This is a genomic window from Streptomyces sp. NPDC041108 (assembly GCF_055592645.1).
Genome location: NZ_JBVIYK010000004.1, coordinates 361,731 through 384,508, shown reverse-complemented (window position 1 = coordinate 384,508; position 22,778 = coordinate 361,731). Strand labels below are relative to the sequence as shown.

At 71.3% G+C, this 22,778-nt stretch carries 21 protein-coding genes; 12 read left to right on the top strand and 9 right to left on the bottom strand.

From position 1 onward, the window contains the following. Positions 1 to 78: 78 nt before the first annotated feature. Together ACZ6BB_RS14880 and ACZ6BB_RS14875 are read left to right on the top strand one after the other, a co-directional pair. Positions 79 to 1,164, top strand: a complete 1,086-nt coding sequence (locus ACZ6BB_RS14880) for a Zn-dependent alcohol dehydrogenase (protein WP_471615599.1) — start codon at positions 79 to 81, stop codon at positions 1,162 to 1,164. A 269-nt stretch (positions 1,165 to 1,433) separates the two neighbouring features. Further along, positions 1,434 to 2,768 carry an MFS transporter gene (locus ACZ6BB_RS14875; protein WP_471615598.1) on the top strand — a complete coding sequence of 445 codons (1,335 nt, stop codon included), beginning with the start codon at positions 1,434 to 1,436 and terminating at the stop codon, positions 2,766 to 2,768. Here ACZ6BB_RS14875 and ACZ6BB_RS14870 read toward each other — a convergent pair. Together ACZ6BB_RS14870 and ACZ6BB_RS14865 are read right to left on the bottom strand one after the other, a co-directional pair. Further along, on the bottom strand, positions 2,765 to 3,742 hold the full coding sequence (locus ACZ6BB_RS14870; RefSeq protein ID WP_471615597.1) for a DMT family transporter: 978 nt from the start codon (positions 3,740 to 3,742) through the stop codon (positions 2,765 to 2,767). The genes ACZ6BB_RS14875 and ACZ6BB_RS14870 overlap by 4 nt on opposite strands. Positions 3,743 to 3,864: 122 nt before the next feature. Beyond that, positions 3,865 to 4,524 (bottom strand): TetR/AcrR family transcriptional regulator, encoded by a 660-nt coding sequence (locus ACZ6BB_RS14865; RefSeq protein WP_471615596.1) that lies wholly within the window; start codon positions 4,522 to 4,524, stop codon positions 3,865 to 3,867. Between the two features lie 75 nt (positions 4,525 to 4,599). Between ACZ6BB_RS14865 and ACZ6BB_RS14860 the strand changes: the two genes are divergently transcribed. The 5 genes from ACZ6BB_RS14860 (at position 4,600) to ACZ6BB_RS14840 (ending at position 8,599) form a co-directional block, all read left to right on the top strand. Beyond that, positions 4,600 to 5,751, top strand: a complete 1,152-nt coding sequence (locus tag ACZ6BB_RS14860) for an acyl-CoA dehydrogenase family protein (protein WP_471615741.1) — start codon at positions 4,600 to 4,602, stop codon at positions 5,749 to 5,751. 90 nt (positions 5,752 to 5,841) lie between these two features. Then, positions 5,842 to 6,129 (top strand): YiaA/YiaB family inner membrane protein, encoded by a 288-nt coding sequence (locus ACZ6BB_RS14855; protein WP_319369262.1) that lies wholly within the window; start codon positions 5,842 to 5,844, stop codon positions 6,127 to 6,129. 118 nt (positions 6,130 to 6,247) lie between these two features. Next, entirely contained in the window at positions 6,248 to 6,874 is a 627-nt protein-coding gene (locus ACZ6BB_RS14850; protein ID WP_471615595.1) for a TetR/AcrR family transcriptional regulator, read from the top strand. Positions 6,875 to 7,199: 325 nt separating this feature from the next. Then, a complete protein-coding gene (locus tag ACZ6BB_RS14845; RefSeq protein ID WP_471615594.1) occupies positions 7,200 to 7,898 on the top strand; it encodes a glycoside hydrolase family 11 protein in 699 nt (232 codons plus the stop codon). Continuing rightward, positions 7,895 to 8,599 carry a polysaccharide deacetylase family protein gene (locus ACZ6BB_RS14840; protein ID WP_471615593.1) on the top strand — a complete coding sequence of 235 codons (705 nt, stop codon included), beginning with the start codon at positions 7,895 to 7,897 and terminating at the stop codon, positions 8,597 to 8,599. Before ACZ6BB_RS14845 ends, ACZ6BB_RS14840 begins: the two co-directional genes overlap by 4 nt. Positions 8,600 to 8,659: 60 nt before the next feature. Here the strand turns inward: ACZ6BB_RS14840 and ACZ6BB_RS14835 are convergent, their stop codons facing one another. After that, a complete protein-coding gene (locus tag ACZ6BB_RS14835; protein WP_471615592.1) occupies positions 8,660 to 9,121 on the bottom strand; it encodes a MaoC family dehydratase in 462 nt (153 codons plus the stop codon). A 108-nt stretch (positions 9,122 to 9,229) separates the two neighbouring features. On the opposite strand from ACZ6BB_RS14835, the gene soxR reads away from it, so the two are divergent. Further along, complete coding sequence (gene soxR, locus ACZ6BB_RS14830; protein WP_471615591.1) at positions 9,230 to 9,730, top strand: redox-sensitive transcriptional activator SoxR; 501 nt, start codon at positions 9,230 to 9,232, stop codon at positions 9,728 to 9,730. A gap of 33 nt (positions 9,731 to 9,763) precedes the next feature. Here the strand turns inward: soxR and ACZ6BB_RS14825 are convergent, their stop codons facing one another. Further along, entirely contained in the window at positions 9,764 to 10,840 is a 1,077-nt protein-coding gene (locus ACZ6BB_RS14825; RefSeq protein ID WP_471615590.1) for an RNA ligase (ATP), read from the bottom strand. 268 nt (positions 10,841 to 11,108) lie between these two features. Here ACZ6BB_RS14825 and ACZ6BB_RS14820 point away from each other — a divergent pair, with 268 nt between their 5' ends. After that, positions 11,109 to 11,630: a hypothetical protein gene (locus ACZ6BB_RS14820; RefSeq protein WP_471615589.1), complete on the top strand. Its 522-nt coding sequence runs from the start codon at positions 11,109 to 11,111 to the stop codon at positions 11,628 to 11,630. A gap of 115 nt (positions 11,631 to 11,745) precedes the next feature. Here the strand turns inward: ACZ6BB_RS14820 and ACZ6BB_RS14815 are convergent, their stop codons facing one another. After that, positions 11,746 to 12,348 (bottom strand): hypothetical protein, encoded by a 603-nt coding sequence (locus tag ACZ6BB_RS14815; protein ID WP_471615588.1) that lies wholly within the window; start codon positions 12,346 to 12,348, stop codon positions 11,746 to 11,748. A gap of 334 nt (positions 12,349 to 12,682) precedes the next feature. On the opposite strand from ACZ6BB_RS14815, the gene ACZ6BB_RS14810 reads away from it, so the two are divergent. Then, the gene (locus tag ACZ6BB_RS14810) at positions 12,683 to 15,496 is read left to right on the top strand and encodes a penicillin acylase family protein (RefSeq protein ID WP_471615587.1); all 2,814 of its coding nucleotides are present in this window, start codon (positions 12,683 to 12,685) and stop codon (positions 15,494 to 15,496) included. Between the two features lie 116 nt (positions 15,497 to 15,612). On the opposite strand, the gene ACZ6BB_RS14805 is transcribed toward ACZ6BB_RS14810, so the two are convergent. Both ACZ6BB_RS14805 and ACZ6BB_RS14800 read right to left on the bottom strand, forming a co-directional pair. Continuing rightward, the gene (locus ACZ6BB_RS14805) at positions 15,613 to 16,932 is read right to left on the bottom strand and encodes a serine-threonine protein kinase (RefSeq protein WP_471615586.1); all 1,320 of its coding nucleotides are present in this window, start codon (positions 16,930 to 16,932) and stop codon (positions 15,613 to 15,615) included. Positions 16,933 to 17,034: 102 nt separating this feature from the next. Beyond that, on the bottom strand, positions 17,035 to 18,291 hold the full coding sequence (locus ACZ6BB_RS14800) for an exo-beta-N-acetylmuramidase NamZ family protein (protein ID WP_471615585.1): 1,257 nt from the start codon (positions 18,289 to 18,291) through the stop codon (positions 17,035 to 17,037). Positions 18,292 to 18,536: 245 nt separating this feature from the next. On the opposite strand from ACZ6BB_RS14800, the gene ACZ6BB_RS14795 reads away from it, so the two are divergent. Further along, positions 18,537 to 19,301: an SDR family oxidoreductase gene (locus ACZ6BB_RS14795; RefSeq protein WP_471615740.1), complete on the top strand. Its 765-nt coding sequence runs from the start codon at positions 18,537 to 18,539 to the stop codon at positions 19,299 to 19,301. Between the two features lie 140 nt (positions 19,302 to 19,441). Next, positions 19,442 to 20,035 carry a TetR/AcrR family transcriptional regulator gene (locus ACZ6BB_RS14790; protein ID WP_471615584.1) on the top strand — a complete coding sequence of 198 codons (594 nt, stop codon included), beginning with the start codon at positions 19,442 to 19,444 and terminating at the stop codon, positions 20,033 to 20,035. Positions 20,036 to 20,287: 252 nt separating this feature from the next. Here ACZ6BB_RS14790 and ACZ6BB_RS14785 read toward each other — a convergent pair whose 3' ends face one another. Together ACZ6BB_RS14785 and ACZ6BB_RS14780 are read right to left on the bottom strand one after the other, a co-directional pair. Then, the gene (locus tag ACZ6BB_RS14785; RefSeq protein WP_471615583.1) at positions 20,288 to 21,511 is read right to left on the bottom strand and encodes an acyl-CoA dehydrogenase family protein; all 1,224 of its coding nucleotides are present in this window, start codon (positions 21,509 to 21,511) and stop codon (positions 20,288 to 20,290) included. A gap of 6 nt (positions 21,512 to 21,517) precedes the next feature. Then, positions 21,518 to 22,552 carry a phosphotransferase family protein gene (locus ACZ6BB_RS14780; protein WP_471615739.1) on the bottom strand — a complete coding sequence of 345 codons (1,035 nt, stop codon included), beginning with the start codon at positions 22,550 to 22,552 and terminating at the stop codon, positions 21,518 to 21,520. Positions 22,553 to 22,778 lie beyond the last annotated feature (226 nt).

Sequence of the window (22,778 nt, the reverse complement as noted above, 5' to 3'; positions counted from 1 at the left end):
CGGTTCTGAGCGATCCGTTCTGAGCCGATCGGTTCTGCGTGAACCGTCACCCCCGCGAACGTAGGAGAGTCGTCCCTCATGGCCGTCCGAGCCGCCGTACTGCCCGCCGTCGGTGCCCCGTTGGAGATCACCGGGATCGAACTGCCGGACCCCGGGCCCGGCCGGGTCCGGGTGCGGCTCGCCGCCGCCGGGGTCTGCCACTCCGACCTGTCGCTCTCCGACGGCACCATGCGGGTGCCGGTGCCCGCCGTGCTCGGGCATGAGGGCGCGGGCACGGTCCTCGCGGTCGGCGACGGGGTCACCCATGTCTCGCCCGGCGACGGCGTGGTCCTCAACTGGGCGCCGTCCTGCGGGACATGCCACGCCTGCTCGCTCGGCGAGGTGTGGCTGTGCGCGAACGCGCTGCTCGGCGCCGGAGAGGTGTACGCCCGCCGCGCCTCCGACGGCGCGGATCTCCACCCCGGTCTGAACGTGGCCGCCTTCGCGGAGGAGACGGTGGTCGCCGCCGGGTGTGTGCTGCCCGCCCCGGACGGTGTTCCGCTCACCGACGCGGCCCTGCTCGGCTGTGCCGTCCTCACCGGATACGGCGCGGTCCACCACTCGGCTCGGGTCCGGGAGGGAGAGACCGTCGCCGTGTTCGGGGTGGGCGGTGTGGGGCTGGCCGCCCTGCAGGCCGCGCGGATCGCGGGCGCGTCCCGGATCGTCGCCGTGGACGTCTCCCCGGCGAAGGAGGAGCTGGCCCGCGCGGCGGGAGCCACGGACTACGTGATCGCCTCCGAGGACACCGCCCGCGAGATCCGTGGCCTGACCGGCAAGCAGGGGGTCGACGTCTCCGTGGAGTGCGTCGGCCGCGCGGTCACCATCCGCACCGCCTGGGAGTCGACCCGGCGCGGCGGCCGCACCACGGTCGTCGGCATCGGCGGCAAGGACCAGCAGGTCACCTTCAACGCGCTGGAGATCTTCCACTGGGGCCGCACCCTCTCCGGCTGCGTCTACGGCAACTCCGACCCGGCCCGCGACGTCCCGATCCTCGCGGAGCACATCAGGGCCGGCCGCCTGGACCTGTCCGTCCTGGTGACCGACCGCATCGCCCTGGACGACATCCCGCTGGCCTTCGACAACATGCGAGCGGGCAAGGGCGGCCGGGCGCTGGTGACGTTCTGACCCGGCCGCGGGTGCTTCGTGGTCGCTCGCGCAGTTCCCCGGGGCCCTCAGAAGCACGGGCCGAGCCCGGAGTCCTTCAGGGGCGTGGGGAACTGCGCGACCGGTCCCCCCACCCGCACCCGAGACACTCACCCCGCCACCGAAACGCTCACCCCCACCCGAAGAACTCACCCCCTCCCGCGAAGCAACCGGCGCACGACCGTTGACCTCCATACCGTCCGGTCAGTACGTTCCCCGGAACGTCCCCGCACCCACCGGAGTGTGCTCGTATGGACATCGCTCCCGCCCCCGTCACCACCTCCCGTCCCCAGAGCCATCGCAAGGTCGCCACCGCCGCGGCACTCGCCTCGGCCGTGGAGTGGTACGACTACTTCGTCTTCGGCATAGCCGCCGCCCTCGTCCTGGGCGACCTCTACTTCCCGGCCGGCAGCTCCTCCGCGGGCGTGCTCGCCGCGTTCGCCGCCTTCGCCGTCGGCTTCCTCGCCCGCCCCCTCGGCGGCATCGTCGCCGGTCACCTCGGCGACAAACGGGGCCGCAAGCCCATGCTGGTGATGGCCCTCACCCTGATGGGCCTGGCCACCACGGCGATCGGCCTCCTCCCCACGTACGAGACGATCGGTATCGCCGCTCCGGTCCTGCTCGTCCTCCTGCGGGTCGCCCAGGGCGTCGCCGTCGGCGCCCAGTGGGGCGGCGCGATGCTGCTGGCCACCGAGTACGCCCCCGAGGGCAAACGGGGGGTGTACGGCAGCTTCGTCCAGCTCGGCGTCCCCATCGGCGTGGTGAGCGCCAACACGATGTTCCTCCTGGTGGGCGCGACCACCGACGACTCGGCGTTCACCGCCTGGGGCTGGCGCGTGCCCTTCCTGGTCGGCCTGTTCGTCCTCGGCCTCGCCTGGTACATCCACCGCCACGTGGAGGAGACCCCCGAGTTCCGGGCGGCGGAACGGAAGCTGGCGGAGGAGGAGAAGGGGGAGAGGAGTTCCCCGCTCAGGACGATCCTGCGCGGTCATCTCGGCACGGTCTTCCTGGCCGGCGGCTCCTTCGCCGTGAACACCGCGACCTTCTACATCCTCATCACCGGTGTCCTCGACTACACCACCCGCGAACTCGACATGAAGCGCGGTGCCGTCCTCGCGGTGTCGCTCTGCGTCAGCCTCACCCAGCTGGTGCTGATCCCCGCCGCCGCGGCCCTCTCCGACCGGGTCGGCCGGATCCGGATCTACGCGTTCGGCGCGGCCGGCATCGCCCTGTGGGCCGTCCCGCTGTTCCTGCTCATCGACACCGGCTCGCTGCTGTGGCTCGCCGTCGGCACCTTCGTCGCGAGCTGCTTCCTCAGCATCATGTACGGGCCGCAGGCAGCCCTGTTCGCCGAGCTGTTCACCCCCGAGATGCGCTACACGGGAGCCTCCCTCGGCTACCAGATCGCCGCGGTCCTCGGCGGCGGCCTCGCCCCGTTCCTGATGGTCCTGCTCCTGGAGGCCACCGGCACGTCCATGGCGGTCTCCGCGTACATCATCGGGCTCTCGGTCGTCGCCCTCGTGTCGATCAAGATCCTCGCGGGGAGGGCGAGTTCACGAGCGGAGGAACAGGACGCGCGGCACTAGCCCCGCGCGGGCGGCCCGGGCCGCGGCTCCGGAACGGCGTCCGGGGCCACGGCCCCGGCGCCCGGCGCCGCCCGCCGCGTACGCGCCCGGGACCGCGACACCGCCACCCCCGCCAGACACAGCGCGCCACCGGCGAGGGTGAGCGGTCCCGGCACCTCGCCCAGCGCCAGCCACGACATCAGCACGACCAGCGCGGGCACGGCGTACGTCGTCGCGCCCATACGGCTCGCCGTCGTACGGGCCAGGGCGTACGCCCAGGTCGTGAAGGCCAGCGCGGTCGGGAACACGCCCAGGTACACCATGTTGAGGGTCGACTGGACGGGCGCGGCCGCGGCCTCCCGCACCAGTTGCCCGGCGAACGGCAGGCACACCACGGCCCCCACGAGACAGCCGAAGGTGGTCACCTGCAGGGGGCTCGCCGCGCCCAGCACGGGCTTCTGCGCGACGACCCCGGCCGCGTAGGCGACGGCCGCGAGCAGGCAGAGGACGACGCCCAGGACCGAGGCACCGCCCTCGCCGGACATCGACAGGCCCACGGCGACCGCCCCCGCGAACGACACCGCCATGCCGGCGAGCAGCCGGGGCGGCATCGGGTCGCCCAGCAGCCGGGCGCCGAGCAGCGCGATGAGAATCGGCCCGATGTTCACGACCAGCGCCGCCGTCCCCGCGTCGACCCGCTGCTCGCCCCAGTTCAGGGCGACCATGTAGAACCCGAACCACAGCACCCCGGACACGGTGATGCCCCGCCATGCACTGCGCGGCGGCAACCCCTCCCCGCGCCACCACCAGATCGCCCCCAGCGCCATCACCCCGGCCAGCAGCCGTCCGAGCGCCAGCGCGCCGGGGGAGTACGCCTCTCCGGCGCTGCGGATCGACACGAAGGCCGAGGCCCACAGCACGACGGTGACGGCCGCCGCCCCCGCCGCGAGCAGTTCGACCTTGCGGGTGGGTGCGGCCTGGGAGGTGTTCGCCATGGGGTCGAGGCTAGGTGGGGGAACCCTGTCGGGGCTCGCGGTTTTCCGACGAGGGCCTCCGCCGGAGGAGACCTCCGCGACGAGGTCCCCGGGAAGGGGCGTCGCGACGCCACGGAGAACCGTCAGAAGGGCCCCTGGGCGTCCTGCCGCCCGGCCACCGCCTCGTACTGCTGCTCCAACCCGTCCAGCAACGCCCGCAGGCCCACCTCGAACGCCCGCTCGTCGATCTTCTCCTGCTGCTCGGCCAGCAGATGAGCCTGCCCGAGATGGGGATAGTCGGCCGGGTCGTAGGCGCTCTCGTCGTCCACGAAGCCCCCGGCGAACGACCCGACCGCGGACCCCATGATGAAGTACCGCATCAGCGCCCCGATGGAGGTGGCCTGCGCCGCCGGCCAGCCCGCCTCGACCATCGCCCCGAACACGACGTCGGCGACCCTCAGCCCGGCGGGCCGCCGTCCGGGCCCCCGCGCGAGCACCGGCACGATGTGGGGATGGTCGCGCAGCGCGGCCCGGTACGAGACCGCCCAGTCGTGCAGTGCGGTCCGCCACGGCCGACCGTCCTCGAACATCGACAGGTCGACCTGCGCGCTCACCGAGTCGGCGACGGCCTCCAGGATCTGGTCCATGGTGCGGAAGTGGTTGTAGAGCGAGGGCCCGCTCACGCCCAGTTCGGCGGCCAGCCGTCGCGTCGAGACCGCCGCCAGACCCTCCTCGTCCACCAGCGCCCGCGCCGTCTCCACGATGCGGTCGGTGCTCAGCAGGGGCTTGCGCGGTCTGGCCATGGCGCACATAGTAGGGGCTGCGAGCCTAAAACTAGCAGTGGTAATTTAATGGATGACGAACGAGAGGCGGGTCGCGTGAACCTGGAGCTGAGCGAGGAGCAGACCGCCGTACGCCGGCTCGCGCGGGACTTCGTGGAACGCGAGATCGCCCCCCACGTCATCGCCTGGGACCGGGCGGAGCAGGTCGACCGGGCCATCGTGAAGAAGCTCGGCGAGGTCGGCTTCCTGGGGCTGACCGTCGAGGAGGAGTACGGCGGCTCCGGCGGCGACCATCTCGCGTACTGCCTGGTCACCGAGGAGCTGGGCCGGGGGGACTCCTCCGTGCGCGGGATCGTCTCCGTCTCCCTCGGCCTGGTCGCGAAGACCGTCGCGGCCTGGGGCGACGAGGAGCACAAGCGCCGCTGGCTGCCGGGGCTCACGGCGGGGGAGTACGTCGGCTGCTTCGGCCTCACCGAACCCGGCACCGGCTCCGACGCGGGCAACCTCACCACCCGCGCGGTCCGGGACGGCGACGACTTCGTCATCAGCGGCACCAAGACGTTCATCACGAACGGCACCTGGGCCGACGTCGTCCTCCTCTTCGCCCGTTCCACCGACGCCCCCGGCCACAAGGGGGTCTCCGCCTTCCTCGTCCCCACCGACACCCCCGGCCTGACCCGCCGAGCCATCCACGGGAAGCTCGGTCTGCGCGGCCAGGCCACCGCCGAACTGGTGCTGGAGGAGGTCCGCGTCCCCGCCTCCGCCCTGCTCGGCCCGGAGGGCAAGGGCTTCACCGTCGCCATGTCCGCGCTCGCCAAGGGCCGGATGTCGGTCGCGGCGGGCTGTGTCGGCATCGCCCAGGCCGCCCTGGACGCGGCGGTCCGGCACGCGGGGGAGCGCGAGCAGTTCGGCAGAACCATCGCGCACCACCAGCTCGTCCAGGAGCTCATCACCGACATCGCGGTCGACGTCGACGCCGCCCGCCTCCTGACCTGGCGTGTCGCCGACCTCGTCGACCGGGGGCAGCCCTTCGCGACCGAGGCCAGCAAGGCCAAGCTCTTCGCCTCCGAGGCCGCCGTCCGCGCGGCGAACAACGCCCTCCAGGTCTTCGGGGGATACGGCTACATCGACGAGTACCCGGCCGGCAAGCTCCTGCGCGACGCCCGCGTGATGACCCTCTACGAGGGCACCAGCCAGATCCAGAAACTGCTCATCGGGCGGGCGCTGACGGGGGTCTCGGCGTTCTGATACGCGTGCGCGCCGGTCTGAGTACCTGGGATCGCCCTCTGAGTATCCCGACGGATGTGGTGCGGGCCACAGCTGCCGAACCATGTCCCCATGAGTGAGACACCGGTCAAGCAGCAGAACACGGCGGCCTTCTACGGCCAGTCCGTCGCGTCCTTCGCCGTCGCCATGACGGCCACCACCGTCGGTATCTACCAGCTCGACGCCGACACCTGGGTCCGCGCCTTCCTGGCCGTCGCGGTCCTCTACCTCGTCACCTCGTCCTTCACCCTGGCCAAGGTGATCCGTGACCGCCAGGAGGCCGGGCGCATCGTCAGCCGGGTCGACCAGGCCAGACTGGAGAAGCTCCTCGCGGAGCACGACCCGTTCGAAAAGCTCTGACGTGCCCCGGCCCGACGGTGCCCGGCCCGTACGGCACAGCCCTGAACGGGCCTTCTAAGCGCTCGCTCACCTTTCGGCGGTATGGTGGTGACCAGCCATCGGAAGGGGCGAACGAGCGATGAGTACGGCGGAGGAGACGGCGGGCGGCGAGCCGCAGCCGTGGGGCGAGGTCAACCCGGACGCGGCCCGGCGGCTGCTGGTGGCCGCCGTGGAGGCCTTCGCCGAGCGGGGCTACCACGCGACGACGACCCGTGACATCGCGGGCCGCGCGGGCATGAGCCCCGCCGCGCTGTACATCCACTACAAGACGAAGGAAGAGCTGCTCCACCGGATCAGCCGCATCGGCCACGAGAAGGCCCTCGACGTGCTGCGCACGGCGGCCGAGGGCGACGGCAGCCCGGCCGACCGCCTCGCCGAGGCCGTCCGCTCCTTCGTCCGCTGGCACGCGGGGCAGCACACCGTGGCCCGTGTCGTGCAGTACGAGCTGGACGCCCTCGGCCCCGAGGCCCGCGCAGAGATCGTCACCCTCCGCCGTCAGAACGACGCGGCCGTGCGCGGCATCATCGAGGACGGCGTCGCCGCCGGTGACTTCGACGTCCCCGACGTGCGGGGCACCACCGTCGCCATCCTCTCCCTCTGCATCGACGTCGCCCGCTGGTTCAACGTCAACGGTCCGCGCACCCCCGACGAGGTCGGTTCCCTCTACGCGGACCTCGTCCTGCGCATGGTGACCGCGCCGAAGTAGCCGGGACCGGCCGGCGGCGGCCCGTTCGGCCCTGAACGGTCTGTTCAGCCCTGAACGGTCCGTTCGGTCCGTGGGCCCTGCCGGCTGTCCTCGCCCTCCTCGCTCTCCCTGCTTATCCCGGTGTGTTCGGTCGGCGGAACCTTCGAAACATTCGAGGATCTGAGGCGCGAAAGCGATCGGCGCTCCACGCCTGGGATGGATCATGGCTGGTACAGCCTGCGAATGTTTCGGGATCATTGCCGAAACCATTGACAGTTGACAGGGGCAGGCCAACACTCCGGGGGTGACAGGGCGAACCCCCCGACAGCCCGAGGAGGACGCGCGCATGAACGACGCATCCGCACCCACTCCCACCCCGCCCCCGAGCCGCAGGCTCTTCATCGGCGGTCTCTGCACGACCGCGCTGGCCGCCGCGACCGCGGTGGCCCTGCCCGGCACCGCCCACGCGGACACGGTCATCACCAGCAACCGGACCGGCACCGACAACGGGTTCTATTACTCCTTCTGGACCGACGCCCCCGGCACGGTCTCCATGACCCTGGCCTCCGGCGGCAACTACCGGACCTCCTGGAGCAACACCGGGAACTTCGTCGCGGGCAAGGGCTGGAGCAACGGCTCCCGCAGGACCGTGAGCTACTCCGGCTCGTTCAATCCGTCCGGCAACGCCTACCTGACCCTCTACGGCTGGACGGCCAACCCGCTCGTCGAGTACTACATCGTCGACAACTGGGGCAACTACCGGCCCACCGGAACCTACCGGGGCACGGTCAACAGTGACGGCGGCACGTACGACATCTACCGGACGACGCGGTACAACGCCCCCTCCGTCGAGGGCGTCCGCACCTTCGACCAGTACTGGAGCGTCCGTCAGTCGAGGCGGACGGGCGGGAGCATCACCACCGGCAACCACTTCGACGCCTGGGCCCGCGCGGGCATGCCCCTCGGCAGCTTCCGTTACTACATGATCATGGCCACCGAGGGGTACCGGAGCAGCGGCAACTCCTCGATCACGGTGGCCCCGTGACCGGCGGACCGCGCCGCTCGCTCCGGCGGGCGGGGAGGCGGTCGCTCGTCGTCGCCACCGCCCTCGCGAGCACCGTGCCGCTCTTGCTCACCGCCGCCGAGGCGAGCCCGGCGCGGGCCGCCGCCTGCAACGGGTACGTCGGTCTCACCTTCGACGACGGTCCGTCCGCGAACACGCCGGCCCTGCTCAACTCGCTCCGGCAGAACGGGCTGCGGGCCACGATGTTCAACCAGGGCCAGTACGCCGCCGCCAACCCAGCCCAGGTCCGGGCGCAGGTCGCCGCCGGCATGTGGGTGGCCAATCACAGCTACACCCATCCGCACCTGACCCAGCTGGGCCAGGCGCAGATCGACTCGGAGATCTCCCGGACCCAGCAGGCCATCGCCGCGGCGGGCGGCGGCACTGCCAAGCTGTTCCGGCCGCCGTACGGCGAGACCAACGCGACGGTACGGTCGGTGGCCGCCCGGTACGGGCTGACCGAGATCCTCTGGAACGTCGACTCGCAGGACTGGAACGGGGCCGGCACCGATGCCATCGTGCAGGCCGCCGCCCGGCTCACCAACGGCCAGGCCATCCTCATGCACGACTGGTCCGCGAACACGCTCGCGGCGATCCCGCGCATCGCACGGGGCCTGGCGGGCCGGGGCCTGTGCGCCGGGATGATCTCACCGCAGACCGGCCGGGCCGTGGCACCCGCGTAGGGACGCGGTCGTGGCGCCCGCACAGCACCCGGCGACGGTGCGGTGGGGGCGCCGCTCGGCTCAGAAGTAGTAGCGGGACACCGACTCCGCGACACACACCGGCTTGTCCCCGCCCTCGCGCTCCACGACGACCGCGGCCGTGACCTGCACGCCGCCGCCGACCTCCGTGACCTCCTGGAGGGTCGCCGTGGCGCGCAGCCGTGAACCGACCGGCACCGGTGCCGGGAAACGGACCTTGTTGGTGCCGTAGTTGACGCCCATCTTCACGTTCTCGACGCGGAGGATCTGCGGCACCAGCAGCGGGAGCAGCGACAGGGTCAGATAGCCGTGGGCGATGGTCGTGCCGAAGGGGCCGGCCGCCGCCTTCTCCGGGTCCACGTGGATCCACTGGTGGTCGCCGGTGGCCTCGGCGAAGAGGTCGATCCGCTTCTGGTCGACCTCCAGCCAGTCGCTGTGCCCCAGCTGCTCACCCACCGCCGCCGTCAACTCCTCGGCGGACGTGAAGATCCTCGGCTCTGCCATGTCCCGGCCTCCCTGATCCCAAATCTCTAAGCGACTGCTTAGCATGGTCGGCGTCGGGGCCCCTGTCAACGGACCCTGACCCTTTCGGGTGTGGGTAGGCTCGGAGGGGTGCCCCAGATCCCTGAGAAGATCCACGAGTTGACCGTCGGCCAGCTGTCGGCCCGTAGCGGTGCCGCCGTCTCCGCGCTGCACTTCTACGAGTCCAAGGGGCTGATCAGCAGCCGCCGCACCACCGGCAACCAACGCCGCTACAGCCGTGACGCCCTGCGCCGGGTCGCCTTCGTCCGGGCCGCGCAGCGCGTCGGCATCCCGCTCGCCACGATCCGGGAGGCGCTCGCCGAGCTGCCCGAGGAGCGGACGCCGACCCGCGAGGACTGGGCCCGTCTGTCCGAGGCGTGGCGGTCCGAGCTGGACGAACGGATCAAGCAGCTCAACCGGCTGCGCGACCATCTCACCGACTGCATCGGGTGCGGCTGCCTCTCCCTGGCCACCTGTGTGCTGTCGAACCCCGACGACGCCTTCGGTCAACGGCAGAGCGGTTCGCGTCTTCTGGTCGAGCGTCCAGGGCCGGCCGGGCCGGGGCGGAAGGAGCCCGGGAGTTGCCGCTGAGCGGCGACTCCCGGGCCCCGGGCGCCTCGGTCCTCACTCGTACTCGGTGCCGCCCTTGCGGGTCAGATACGCCGGACTGACCGCCTTGGCGACGGCCCGCCCGCCGGTCACCGGGCTGTACCGCTCGGTGGCCGGCCGGATCACGACACCCTCGCGCAGATGCAGACCGCTCCCGGAGACCGTCTCCCGGCCGGTGGCCACCTCCAGCACCCGGTCGATGGCGTACGGGCCCTCGTACAGCCGTGGCACCAGCGGCAGTTCGCCGTCGAGCAGTTCGGACAACTCGGCCGGGTCCAGCCAGCGGACCCGGCCGTCGATGTCGGCGGAGACGTCGAACACGGCGTACCCGAGGGTGTCGCGACGGCCGTCGGCGCCGTACGACAGGTCCTGCACCCCGGCACCGTAGACCTCGCCGAAGATCCCGACCCGGCGGGCCCCCAGCCGCTCGGCGAGCCGGGCCGCGGCCTCGGCGACCCCGTGGCCGTGGACGGCGCGCCAGTACAGGTTCCGCGGGTCCTCCTTCAGCGCGAGGGACTTGGCGCCGAAGCCCTTCGAGGAGACCTGGACGCGGCCGTCCTCGGCGAAGTACGTCACCAGGCAGGCCGTGCCGTGCAGCTTCTCCGTCAGGACGATCTGTTCGCCGGGCGTGAAGATGTCGGGGTAGCGCTGGATGTTCTCGATGTCGACCCAGGGCAGCAGATCCGGCGCCGACTCGACCTCGCCGCTCATCGTCGGCGGGATCGGCGGCACCCATTTGACGATGCCGAGCCGCTCCGCGAAGTCCGTGCCGTCCGTGACGGCGGCCGTGAGGTCCACGTCCGCGAGCGCCCGGGGCAGGCAGACGATGCCCTGCGACAGCTCGCCCCGCAGCCGTACCGCCTTCACCCGGTCCGCCCCGCTTCCCGCGAGCCGCCCCGTCAGCCCCAGCTCCTCGATCAGTCCGGCCGGGAGCACGGACTGTTCGGGGATGTAGAGGGCCGTGTCCCCGGTCCGGTACACGCCCTTCGCCACGACGGCCCGGTACAGCCCCACCTGGGCCAGTTCGAGCGCGTCGGCGTTCGGGTGTTCGTGGATCGTCAGCACTTCGGCGGTGACGCGCAGCGTCGACATCGGGGCTCTCCCTCGGTTCCTGGGTCGCTCAGGGCGGTGTCATCGCCCTCAACTGTCGTCCGGGGAAAGGGGTGGAGCGAGGGAATTTGGCGCTGGTACAGTCCCGCCCCCGGCCGCCGGACAGGCGCCCGAGCGCGCCCGGCGCGAACCTGTGAATCTCCGGCTCTCCGACGCGTTCTCGCCCTGTGCCGCAACCGCTCTCCCCTCGACCGTGTCATGCACACGAGGGGGTGGAACGGCATCCTCCGGCAAGGGGAAAGGGGCGGCGATGAGCGTCGTCATATGTTCGCTGAAGTGGGAGAAGGCACACTCGGGCGGGCAGCGGATCACCTACGACTCCGACGGCTACCACCTGGTGCGCTTTCCGTACGAGAGGGCCCGGGAGTCCTACGACCCCTGGAAGATGCACGATCCGGCGAACGGCGGCGGCTCCGCTTCGAAGTTCCCCGATCCGCGCTCCGGGCTGATCTGGCCCAGCCACGACGGCTGGGGCGTGCTCTCGGCGATGGTCTTCTGGGAGGCGGACCCGAGAGCGGTGGAGTACCGCGCCCGCTTCGTACGCGATCCGCTGAACCTGACGAAGAAGAAGTACGACTCGACGGGCACGACGGACGGCGTGTCCACCCGGGGCGGGCAGTACCGCACCTTCATGTGGCAGATGTTCGTGCACGAGGGCATGCCGCTCGGGCTGAAGACATCCGCGCGCGGGCCGGGGGACACCAGGCGGGCCACGGCACTCACCCTCGCCGAGTTCAAGCTCGCCATCCACACGGACGTCGAGGAGCCGTAGATGCCGGGGCGTACCGGCGGCCGTGCCCTCGCGCCGTACGCGCGCGGACCGGGATCCGCGCAGTGGCATCCGCACATACACGGGGGTGCGGCATCCCCGGCGCACCCCCGTCGCGCTACGCCGAGATCAACAGCCGTCCGCGCCTGGTCTCCGCCAGGGCCTCGGGCGTGAGCACCGGACGCGGCACCACGATTCCGCACTCCGTGCAGACCGGGCCCGAGGACGGTTCGTGGGCCAGGTCGTACCGCCAGACGAGCCGCTCGCCCTCGCACACCGGGCAGGTCGAGCCCGGCTCGCGCTCCAGCGCGGCGATGAGCCGGCGCAGCACCTCCGCCATCGGTTCACGGGGATGGACCCCCGGGTCGTCGCACCAGGCGACTCCGAACCCTCCCCAGGTCAGCCGGTGCCAGTCGTCCACACTGCCCGGCCTGCGCAGCCCGTCGTGCTTCTCCTTCTTGCGGCGCCGCGCGAACTGCACCTCGTAGTCGAGCCACACGGAGCGGGCCTCCTCCAACTCCTCCAGTGCGGCCACGAGCCGCGCCGGGTCGGGGTTGCGGTCCTCGGGGCCGAACCCGGCCCGTGAGCACAGGTGGTCCCAGGTCGCCCGATGCCCGTAGGGGGCGAAGCGCTCAAGGCACTTGCGCAGCGAATAACGCCGCAGCGCCAGATCGCACCTGGGATCTCGCACCTGTCTTGCCAGACTCCGGAAACCAGCCATCGCCCTGCACCTCCGTCACACCTGCACCTGTACTTCGGTCACTTCGGCGTCGTCGTCGGGACGTCGCCGAATAGACGTATCGACACCCGATTCGGCTCCATCCGATTTCCGATGACCTCCATAAGTCGTCCACTGAGCCGTTCATGGGCCGTTCCTGCCTACGTCTGACTGCCTCTTACTTCTTCTTGTCTGCTTACGCCTACTTCTGAGTACCCGTTCATGCTGTGTGGTGCCTGTCCGAGGGTGATGATCCTGAAAACGTGACGCATGTTCATCTTCAAAGCCGGGGATACCGGCGGTAACATCCGGCCCACCCTCGTCGGCAGGAGCTGCCATGCACCGGCGCATCCCACGCACCTCACGCAACGCCCTCGACAGACTGAGAACTCCCCGTAGATTCCCGGAGTTCCTCAAGGCCGCTTCGATATGCGCACTCGTTGCCGGTCTTTTGTCGCCTCTTTCCCCTGCTGCCCCAGCCGCGGCGGCCGACACGTCCGCCGACGCGGCCGCAGCGGTCACCGACCACTGCGCCGGGCAGTGTTCCGACATCCTGCCGCCCGGCCAGAACGGCAACGCCACCCTGGCCCAGATCCTGCTCAACCAGGCATTCGGCTCCATGCCGGAGAACGCGAGCAACCAGCTGGGCCCCTACAACAACCTGGCCACCGGCTACCCGGGCCTCACCAACTCCACCATCAACACCTTCTTCAACGACGCCTCCTTCGGCGTCCCCTCCGGCCAGGTCGCCTCCACCCTGAGCCCGGCGGGCCGCACGGACGTCACGATCGTCCGTGACAAGAAGACGGGTGTGCCGCACATCACGGGCACCACCCGGTACGGCACCGAGTTCGGCGCGGGATACGCGGCGGCCCAGGACCGGCTGTGGCTGATGGACGTCTTCCGCCATGTCGGCCGCGGCAAGCTGACCCCGTTCGCCGGCGGCGCCCCGTCCAACCAGGGCCTTGAACAGGAGTTCTGGCGCCACGCCCCCTACACCGAGGCGGACCTCCAGGCCCAGATCGACAAGGCCGTGGCCAGTAACGGCGAGCGCGGGCAGCTGGCCCTCGCCGACGTCAACGCCTACGTCGCCGGCATCAACGCCTACATCGACGCCTCCGACAGCGGCCGCTACTTCCCCGGCGAGTACGTCCTGACCGGCCACAAGGACTCCGTCACCAACGCCGGCACCATCGAGAAGTTCAAGCCCACCGACCTCGTCGCCCTGGCCTCCGTCATCGGCGCCCTCTTCGGCTCGGGCGGCGGCGGCGAGGTCAACAACGCCCTCTCCCTGCTGGCCGCCCAGGAGAAGTACGGCGTCACCGAGGGCACCAAGGTCTGGGAGTCCTTCCGCGAGCGCAACGACCCCGAGGCCGCCCTCACCGTCCACGACGGCAGCTTCCCGTACGCCACCAAGCCCGCGAACCCGCAGGGCACGGCCCTCCCCGACGGCGGCACGGTGGCCGAGGAACCCCTCGTGTACGACCGCACCGGCAGCGCGGCCACGTCGGCCTCCACGCGCCTGTCCGCCAAGGCCACCGACAACGCCCTCAGCTCCGCCCGGCGCGGCATGTCCAACGCCCTGGTCGTCAGTGGCAAGCACACCGCGAGCGGACACCCCGTCGCCGTCTTCGGCCCGCAGACCGGTTACTTCGCCCCGCAGTTGCTCATGCTCCAGGAGATCCAGGGCCCGGGCATCAGCGCCCGCGGAGCCTCCTTCGCCGGCCTGAGCATGTACGTCGAACTCGGCCGGGGCCAGGACTACGCCTGGAGCGCCACCACCTCCGGCCAGGACATCATCGACGCGTACGCCGTCGAGCTGTGCCAGGACGACGTCCACTACCTCTACCACGGCACCTGCACGGCCATGGAGAAGATCGAGCAGACCAACTCCTGGAAGCCCACCACCGCCGACTCCACCCCGGCCGGCTCCTACCGCATGCAGGTCTGGCGCACCAAGTACGGCCCCGTGACGCACCGCGCCACCGTCGACGGCAAGAAGGTCGCCTACACCACCCTGCGCTCCTCGTACCTGAACGAGGCCGAGTCGATCATCGGCTTCCAGATGCTGAACGATCCGGACTACGTCAAGGGCCCCGAGTCCTTCCAGAAGGCCGTCCAGAACATCAACTACACCTTCAACTGGTTCTACGCGGACTCCACCCACACCGCGTACTACAACAGCGGCGACAACCCGGTGCGCCCCGCGAGCATGGACCCCGAGTTCCCGGCCTGGGCCCGGTCCGCGTACGAGTGGCGGGGCTGGAACCCGGCCACCAACGCCGCCGACTACACCCCGCCCGCCCAGCACCCCAACTCCGTCGACCAGGACTACTACATCTCCTGGAACAACAAGCAGGCCGCGGACTACACCACCGCCCCCTGGGGCAACGGCTCCGTCCACCGCGGCAACCTCCTCGACGACCGGGTGAGGAAACTGGTCGCCGCGGGCGGTGTCACCCGGGCGTCGCTGACGAAGGCCATGGCCGAGGCGGGCCTCGCCGACCTGCGGGCCGAGGACGTCGTCCCCGACCTGCTCAAGGTCATCAACAGCAGCACCGTCACCGACTCCGCGGCCGCCGCGGCGGTCACCAAGCTCCAAGCCTGGGTCACCTCCGGTTCGAAGCGCACGGAGACCTCCGCCGGTTCCAAGACCTACGCCAACGCCGAGGCGATCCGCATCCTGGACGCCTGGTGGCCGCTGCTGGTGAAGGCCGAGTTCGCACCCGGTCTCGGCACCGATCTGTACAACGCCATCACCGCCAACCTCCCCATCGACGAGTCCCCGTCGGCCTCGCACGGCCCGACCGGCTCCCACGCCGGCAGCTCCTTCCAGTACGGCTGGTGGAGCTACGTCGACAAGGACCTCCGCTCGGTGCTGGGTGAGACGGTGCGGGGTCCGCTGGCGAAGCAGTACTGCGGCGGCGGCAGCCTCGGCGCCTGCCGCACCGTCCTGATCGACACCCTCAAGGAGGCGGCCGGCAAGACCGCCGCACAGGTCTACCCCGGCGACGCGAACTGCTCGGCCGGCGACCAGTGGTGCGCCGACTCGATCATCCAGCGGACCCTGGGCGGCATCAAGCACAACAAGATCAGCTGGCAGAACCGGCCGACCTTCCAGCAGGTCGTGGAGTTCACCTCGCACCGGTGAACCAGCCGGTGAACGTGCCGGTGCGCGCGTGGGTGAACGCACCCGCGCACGCATGGGTGCACGCACCGGTGCGCGCACCGGTGTGAGCGAGTCCGCGTGACGGCGGCGGGCCGGGATCAGGCGATACGGCCCGCCGCCAGCACCACCCGCGCCAGCTCCCGGTGGCAGATGTCGCCGTGCGCTCCGGACGGCGCCCCGCCGCGTCGCACCACCGCCGACGCGTCGACGTTCACGCAGCCCGAGGCCGGCAGCCGGACCCGCAGGGCGTCGGCCAGGGTGAACGACCGGGTGCCCTCGACCGCCCGCACCCCTCCGTAGCCGAGGGCTCCCCACTTGGTGCCGAGGAGGCTGTTCACACTCAGTCCCAGCACCGTCCGCGCGTCGCCCGCCATCCGGGAGGCCAGCGGGTAGATGGTCCCGAGCGCCGAGTCGTGCCGGGAGTGACAGCACACCAACGGCCCGTCGACACGCCTGTACCGGCCGTCGAGGACCCCGCTCGCGCCGTGGTCGTGGGGCAGGCGCGCCGCGAACGCGTAGTGCGAGAAGGCCGCCTGGAGGAGCGTCACCGACTTCACCGTGCGCACGCCCTCGGGCAGCCCGCGCAGCGCGAACGACACCAGGCGCGCGCCGAAGCTGTGCCCGACCAGATGCACCCGCACGTCCGGTGCCGTGCGCGCCAGCTGCCCGAGCAGCCGCCCGAGCCCGCGCTCGCCGACCGCCCCCGCCCGCCGTTTCATCGCGAAGTACGTGGCCTGACGCAGGAGTTCGTGCGCGCCGTCCCACACCTGCGCAGGAGCGGGCACGGTCCCGGTCATCACCCCCGCGGTCCCGACCTCCGCCAGCGCCGCCGCGAAGTCCGCGCACACGGCCGGCGTGTCCCCGCACAGCATCCCGGGCAGGTCCTCCGGCGCCCCCGCCCCGACGGTGTCCGCCGCGCACACGCCCTGCGGCCCCTGGGGCGGCACCTCCACCAGCAGCCGTACCAGCCGCCCGAACTCCTCCAGCGACGGACCGTCGTCCGTACGGCTCTCCAGCAGCCCGGCGAGCCGCTCGACGACGACCGACCGCCCCGGAAACACCTCCGCCAGCGCGCTCCGGGTCCTCTTGTCGAGCGCGGGGCGGCCGGACGCCACGGCCGGGGCCGGTTCGATGTCCGGGATCGGCTCGTCCGAGAACCGCATCGAGGGCCACAGCACGCCCACGTACCCGAGCCTCGCGTGCGGCGCGAGGTCCGGGAACGGGGCGAAGAAGCGGCTGTAGAGCGCGGTCGCGCCGGACCGGTCGCTGTTCCAGCCGTGCGCGAAGACGACCAGGTCGGCGATGCCGCGGCCGCGTACCCCGGCGAACAGCCGGTCCCGCCGACCGGTGTCGACGTCGCCGTCGGCGTCGAAGGTCAGTTCCCAGTAGGGAGTCACGCTCATTACCGGATCCGCCATGACGAGCCCCCTTCGGCCCCGCTGGTGCTGCGCTCACGCGCATGGTCCTGCCAACGGCGAAGGATGGCCATACGTCACGTACGCGGATCCTCGGCGCCCCCGCTACCGGTACAGCAGATACTCCTTGCGCACCCTGCGGAACGCCGCCAGTTCCTCCTGCCAGCCCGCCACGACCTCGTCGGTGTCCGCACCCGCGTCGATCATGATCCGCACCCGCGCCGAGCCGGTCAGCTTGTCGATCCAGTTGTCCGGCCGCCAGGCGAACCCGCTCCACACCCGCTTGGCGGTCACGAGGAGGCCGATCCCGGTGCGCACGGGGTCGTACGCGGCGCGGTCGTGGACATGGATCTGTACGCCCCCGATGGTCTTCCCCTGGAACTTGGAGAACGTCGGCGCGAAGTACGCCTCCCTGAAGTGGGCGCCGGGCAGGGCGAGTTCGTTCACGGCGGCCGCCCACCGCCGGTCGACGCCCTCCGCGCCGAGCAGTTCGAACGGCCGCGTGGTGCCGCGCCCCTCCGACAGGTTCGTCCCCTCGAACAGACACGTCCCCGCGTACACCAGGGCGGTGTCCGGCGTCGGCATGTTCGGGCTCGGCGGCACCCAGGGCAGCCCGGAGTCCTCGTGGAACCGCGACCGTTTCCACCCCGACATCAGTACGGTCTCCAGCGGTACGGGCGAGGTGAGGAACTCCCCGTTGAACAGCCGTGCCAGCTCCGCGACCGTCATCCCGTGCGCCTGCGAGACGGGCTGCCGCCCGACGAACGTCGCGAACTCCTTGTGCAGCACGGGCCCCTGGGCGCTCCGCCCGGTCACCGGGTTCGGCCGGTCCAGCACGACGAAACGCTTCCCCGCCAGCCGGGCCGCCTCCATGCAGTCGTACAGCGTCCAGATGTACGTGTAGAAGCGGGCGCCCACGTCCTGGATGTCGAAGACGACCGTGTCCACGCCGGAGGCGGTGAAGACGTCGGCGAGGGGACGGCCGCTCTTCAGGTACGTGTCGTAGACCGGCAGCCCGGTCGCCGGGTCGTCGTGCCGGCCCTCGGAGCCGCCGGCCTGGGCGGTGCCCCGGAAGCCGTGCTCGGGGCCGAAGACGGCCCTGAGGTCCACGCGGTCGTCGGCGTGCATCACGTCGACGATGTGGCGGGCGTCCCGGGTGACGCCGGTGGGGTTGGTGACGATGCCGACCTTCTGACCGCCGAGGAGTGCGTAGCCGTCCTGTACGAGGCGTTCGAACCCGGTGCGGAGCCCTTGGCGGGCGGCCTCGGCCGGGGGCGCGGTGGCGAGGCCGGCGGTGGAGGCGGTGGCCGTGGCCGCCGTGGCCGTGGAGGCGGCGAGGAAGGTGCGGCGGGAGAGGTGCATGGGGGGTGGACCTCCGGTCGCGGTGGGGGAAGAGGCGTACAGGCAGGCTAAGCGCTTGTGCGGGTGGTTCGTCGTCCGCGGGGCGCGTGTGGCTGGTCGCGCCCGGGCGGCGGAGCCCCACGGGCCACGGCCCCGTGCCTCTGAGGGGCACGGCGACACCCTTCCTCAAGGACATACCGACCGGTTAGTCTGGTGGTCTTGGTGGACCGATTCTTGATACGTCGCATCGAAGTCGAAGGAGACCGATCGTGGGAGCCGTGCAGGGTGCGGGTGTGGTCGTCACGGGGGCCGGTGGCGGGATCGGGGCCGCCCTGGCCCGCCGGTTCGCGGCCGAGGGCGCGCGGGTCGTCGTGAACGACCTGGACGGCGACCGGGCGAAGGCCGTGGCCGACGAGATCGGCGGGATCGCGGTCCCCGGGGACGCGTCCGTCGTCGTCCCGGCGGCGCGCGAGGCCCTCGGCGGCACCGTGGACGTGTACTGCGCGAACGCCGGACTCGCCTCCGGCGGGACGGAGGCGGCCGACGAGAAGGTCTGGGCGCTCGCCTGGGACGTCAACGTCATGGCCCACGTCCGGGCGGCCCACGAGCTGCTTCCGGCGTGGCTGGAGCGGGGCAGCGGGCGTTTCGTCTCGACGGTCTCGGCCGCCGGGCTGCTCACGATGATCGGCGCGGCGCCCTACAGCGTCACCAAGCACGGGGCGTACGCCTTCGCCGAATGGCTGTCCCTCACCTATCGGCACCGGGGCGTCAAGGTCCACGCGATCTGCCCGCAGGGCGTGCGCACCGACATGCTGACCGCCTCCGGCAGCGCGGGCGACCTGGTGCTCGCGCCGACCGCGATCGATCCGGAGGACGTGGCCGACGCGCTCTTCGAGGGCATCGACAAGGACCGTTTCCTGATCCTGCCGCACCCCGAAGTGGCCGGTTTCTACCAGGCCAGGGCGGCCGACCCGGACCGCTGGCTGACGAACATGAACCACATCCAGCAGAAGTGGGAGACGACGGGCTGACCGCCCTGCCCGGCGGGCGCGTGCCGGAGAGTGGGATGATCCTCCGGCGGAAGCGCCCGATTCCGGCCGGTCGGGAACCGGCCGAGGGCCGGCGGGCGACCGGCAGGCGACGACAGAACCTCGGAAGGCAGGTGGCGGCAGTGCCCAGGACGACGGACGGAGACGGTACGCCCGTCCCGCAGCGGCTGCTCGCCGCCGCCACCCGGCTCTTCGCCGAGCGGGGCTACGACCGCACCTCGGTGCAGGAGATCGTCGAGGCGGCGGGCGTCACCAAGGGCGCGCTGTATCACTACTTCGGTTCCAAGGACGACCTGCTGCACGAGGTGTACGCGCGCGTGCTGCGTATCCAGCAGGAGCGGCTCGACGCGTTCGCGGGAGCCGACGCGCCCGTCGAGGAGCGGTTGCGGGGTGCCGCCGCCGATGTCGTCGTCACCACCATCGACAACCTCGACGACGCGATGATCTTCTTCCGGTCCATGCACCACCTGAGCCCGGAGAAGAACAAGCAGGTCCGCGCGGAACGCCGGCGGTACCACGAGCGTTTCCGGGCGCTCGTGGAGGAGGGGCAGGAGGCCGGCGTCTTCTCGACGGCGACCCCGGCCGATCTGGTCGTCGACTACCACTTCGGTTCGGTCCACCACCTGTCGACGTGGTACCGCCCCGACGGCCCGATGGGTCCGCAGGAGGTCGCGGACCACTTGGCGGACCTGCTGCTGAGGGCGCTCCGGCCGTAGGGGTGCGTTGTCGGGTGCGGGCCCGGTGGGGCTTCTCGCGCAGTTCCCCGCGCCCCTGAGTAGCAGGGGCTGCGCCCCGTGCTCTTCAGGCCCGCGGGGCCGTGTCTTTCAGGCCCGCAGGGGGCCTGGGCTCATAAGGGCGCAGGGGCCCGGGCTCGCAGGGGCGCGGGGAACTGCGCGAGAAGCCCCCACTCACCCGCACCCGGCAATGCACCCCACACTCACCCGCACCCGACAACACACCCCCACCGCTCACACGTACCGCTTGAGCTCCCGTCGCGCCAGCGACCGCTGGTGCACCTCGTCCGGCCCGTCCGCGATCATCAGCGTCCGCGCCCCCGCGTACAGCTCGGCCAGCGGGAAGTCCTGGCTGACACCCCCCGCGCCGTGCAGCTGGATCGCGCGGTCGATGATGTCCACCACCGTCCGCGGGGTGGCGATCTTGATCGCCTGGATCTCCGTGTGGGCCCCCTTGTTGCCCACCGTGTCCATCATCCACGCCGTCTTCAGCACCAGCAGCCGCAGCTGCTCCACCGCCACCCGCGCGTCGGCGATCCAGTTGTGCACGACCCCCTGCTGCGCCAGCGCCTTGCCGAAGGCCTCCCGGGCCACCGCGCGCCGGCACATCAGCTCGATCGCCCGCTCGGCCATCCCGATGAGCCGCATGCAGTGGTGGATGCGACCCGGACCGAGCCGCGCCTGCGCGATGGCGAAACCGCCGCCCTCCTCGCCGATCAGGTTGGAGGCCGGCACCCGCGCGTTCTCGAAGACCACCTCGGCGTGACCGCCGTGCGAGTGGTCCTCGTACCCGAACACCTGCATCGCCCGCTTCACCGTGACACCCGGAGTGTCACGCGGGACCAGGATCATCGACTGCTGGCGGCGGATGTCGGCCCCGTCCGGGTCCGTCTTGCCCATGACGATGAAGATCTTGCAGTCGGGGTTCATGGCCCCGGAGATGTACCACTTGCGCCCGTTGACGATGTAGTCGCCCGTGCCGTCGGAGTCTCGCTCGATCAGCGTGGTGATGTTGGTGGCGTCCGAGGAGGCCACCTCCGGCTCGGTCATCGCGAACGCCGACCGGATCTCACCGGCGAGCAGCGGCTCCAGCCACTGCTTCTTCTGCGCCTCGTCACCGAACTGGCTCAGCACCTCCATGTTGCCCGTGTCGGGCGCGGCACAGTTCAGCGCGGTCGGCGCCAGCTGCGGGGAGCGGCCCGTGATCTCGGCGAGCGGCGCGTACTGCAGGTTGGTGAGCCCCGCCCCGTACTCGGAGTCGGGCAGGAAGAGGTTCCACAGGCCCTGCCGGCGGGCCTCGGCCTTCAGCTCCTCCACCACGGCGGGCGTGTCCCAGGGTGAGGCCAGCCGGGCCCGCTGCTCCTCGGCCACGGCCTCCGCCGGGTACACGTACGCGTCCATGAAGGCGAGGAGCCTGGCGCGCAGCTCCTCCGTGCGGGCGTCGAATGCGAAGTCCATGGCGGGTCAGCCTTCCTGGGTGCCGGCGCCGAGCGTCGTCAGGCCGTGTTCGATGAAGACGGGGACCAGGTCGCCGATGCGGTCGAAGCCGCGGCCGACCGTCTGGCCGAGTGTGTAGCGGTAGTGGATGCCCTCCAGGATCACGGCGAGCTTGAACCACGCGAACGCCGTGTACCAGGACACCGAGGAGACGTCACGGCCCGAGCGGGCCGCGTACCGCTCCACGATCTCGGACGGGTCCGGGTGCCCGGCGGCCGCCGCGGTCGTGGAGACGGGCGAGTCGGGCGTGGCGAGCGGGACGCTGTACATCACCAGCAGGCCCAGGTCGGTGAGCGGATCGCCGAGCGTGGACATCTCCCAGTCGAGGATGGCTCTGATCCGGTCGTCGTCGCCGAGGAGCACGTTGTCCAGGCGATAGTCGCCGTGCACGACGGTGGGAGCGGGGGAGTGGGGCAGCCGGCGTCCCAGCACCGCGTGCAGTTCGTCGATGCCGGCCAGATCGCGGTTGCGGGACGCGTCCAACTGCTTGCCCCAGCGCCGCAGTTGCCGGTCCAGGAAGCCCTCCGGGCGCCCGAAGTCGGCGAGGCCCACCTCGGCGGGGTCCACCGCGTGCAGCTCGACGAGGGTGTCGACCAGGCTCAGCACGGCGGCCCGGGTGCGCTCCGGGCCCAGCGGGGCCAGCTGCTCGGCGGTGCGGTAGGGGGTGCCCTCGACGAAGTCCATGACGTAGAAGGGCGCGCCGAGCACGTCCTCGTCGTCGCAGAACAGCACGGGGCTCGGCACCGGCACGTCCGTGGCGTGCAGCGCGCTGATGACACGGTGTTCGCGTCTCATGTCGTGCGCGGTCGCCAGCACATGGCCCAGCGGAGGCCGTCGAACGACCCACTTCGCGGTGCCGTCCGTGACCTCGTACGTCAGGTTCGACCGTCCGCCCTCGATCAGCCGGCCGGTGAGCGGGCCGCGCACGAGTCCGGGCCGCTCGGTGTCGAGCAGGACGCGGAGCCGGTCGGGATCGAGACCTGGCGGGTGGTCTGGGTGCATCATCGCTCCTACACGCGGCGTATCGGGACCCGTCCCATGATGCCGACCGGTCGGTATGTCGTCCAGTGGGCGACCCGAAAGTGATCGGAGTCTCGGCGGGATCCCGGGCAGCGTGGCGGGTTCCCGCCGGACTCCGGCGGGATCCCGGGGCCGGATCGCCTCGTCCGGGCCTCTCGTCCGGATCCCTCGTCCGGATCCCGTCCTCCGATCCCCCGTCCGGATCCCC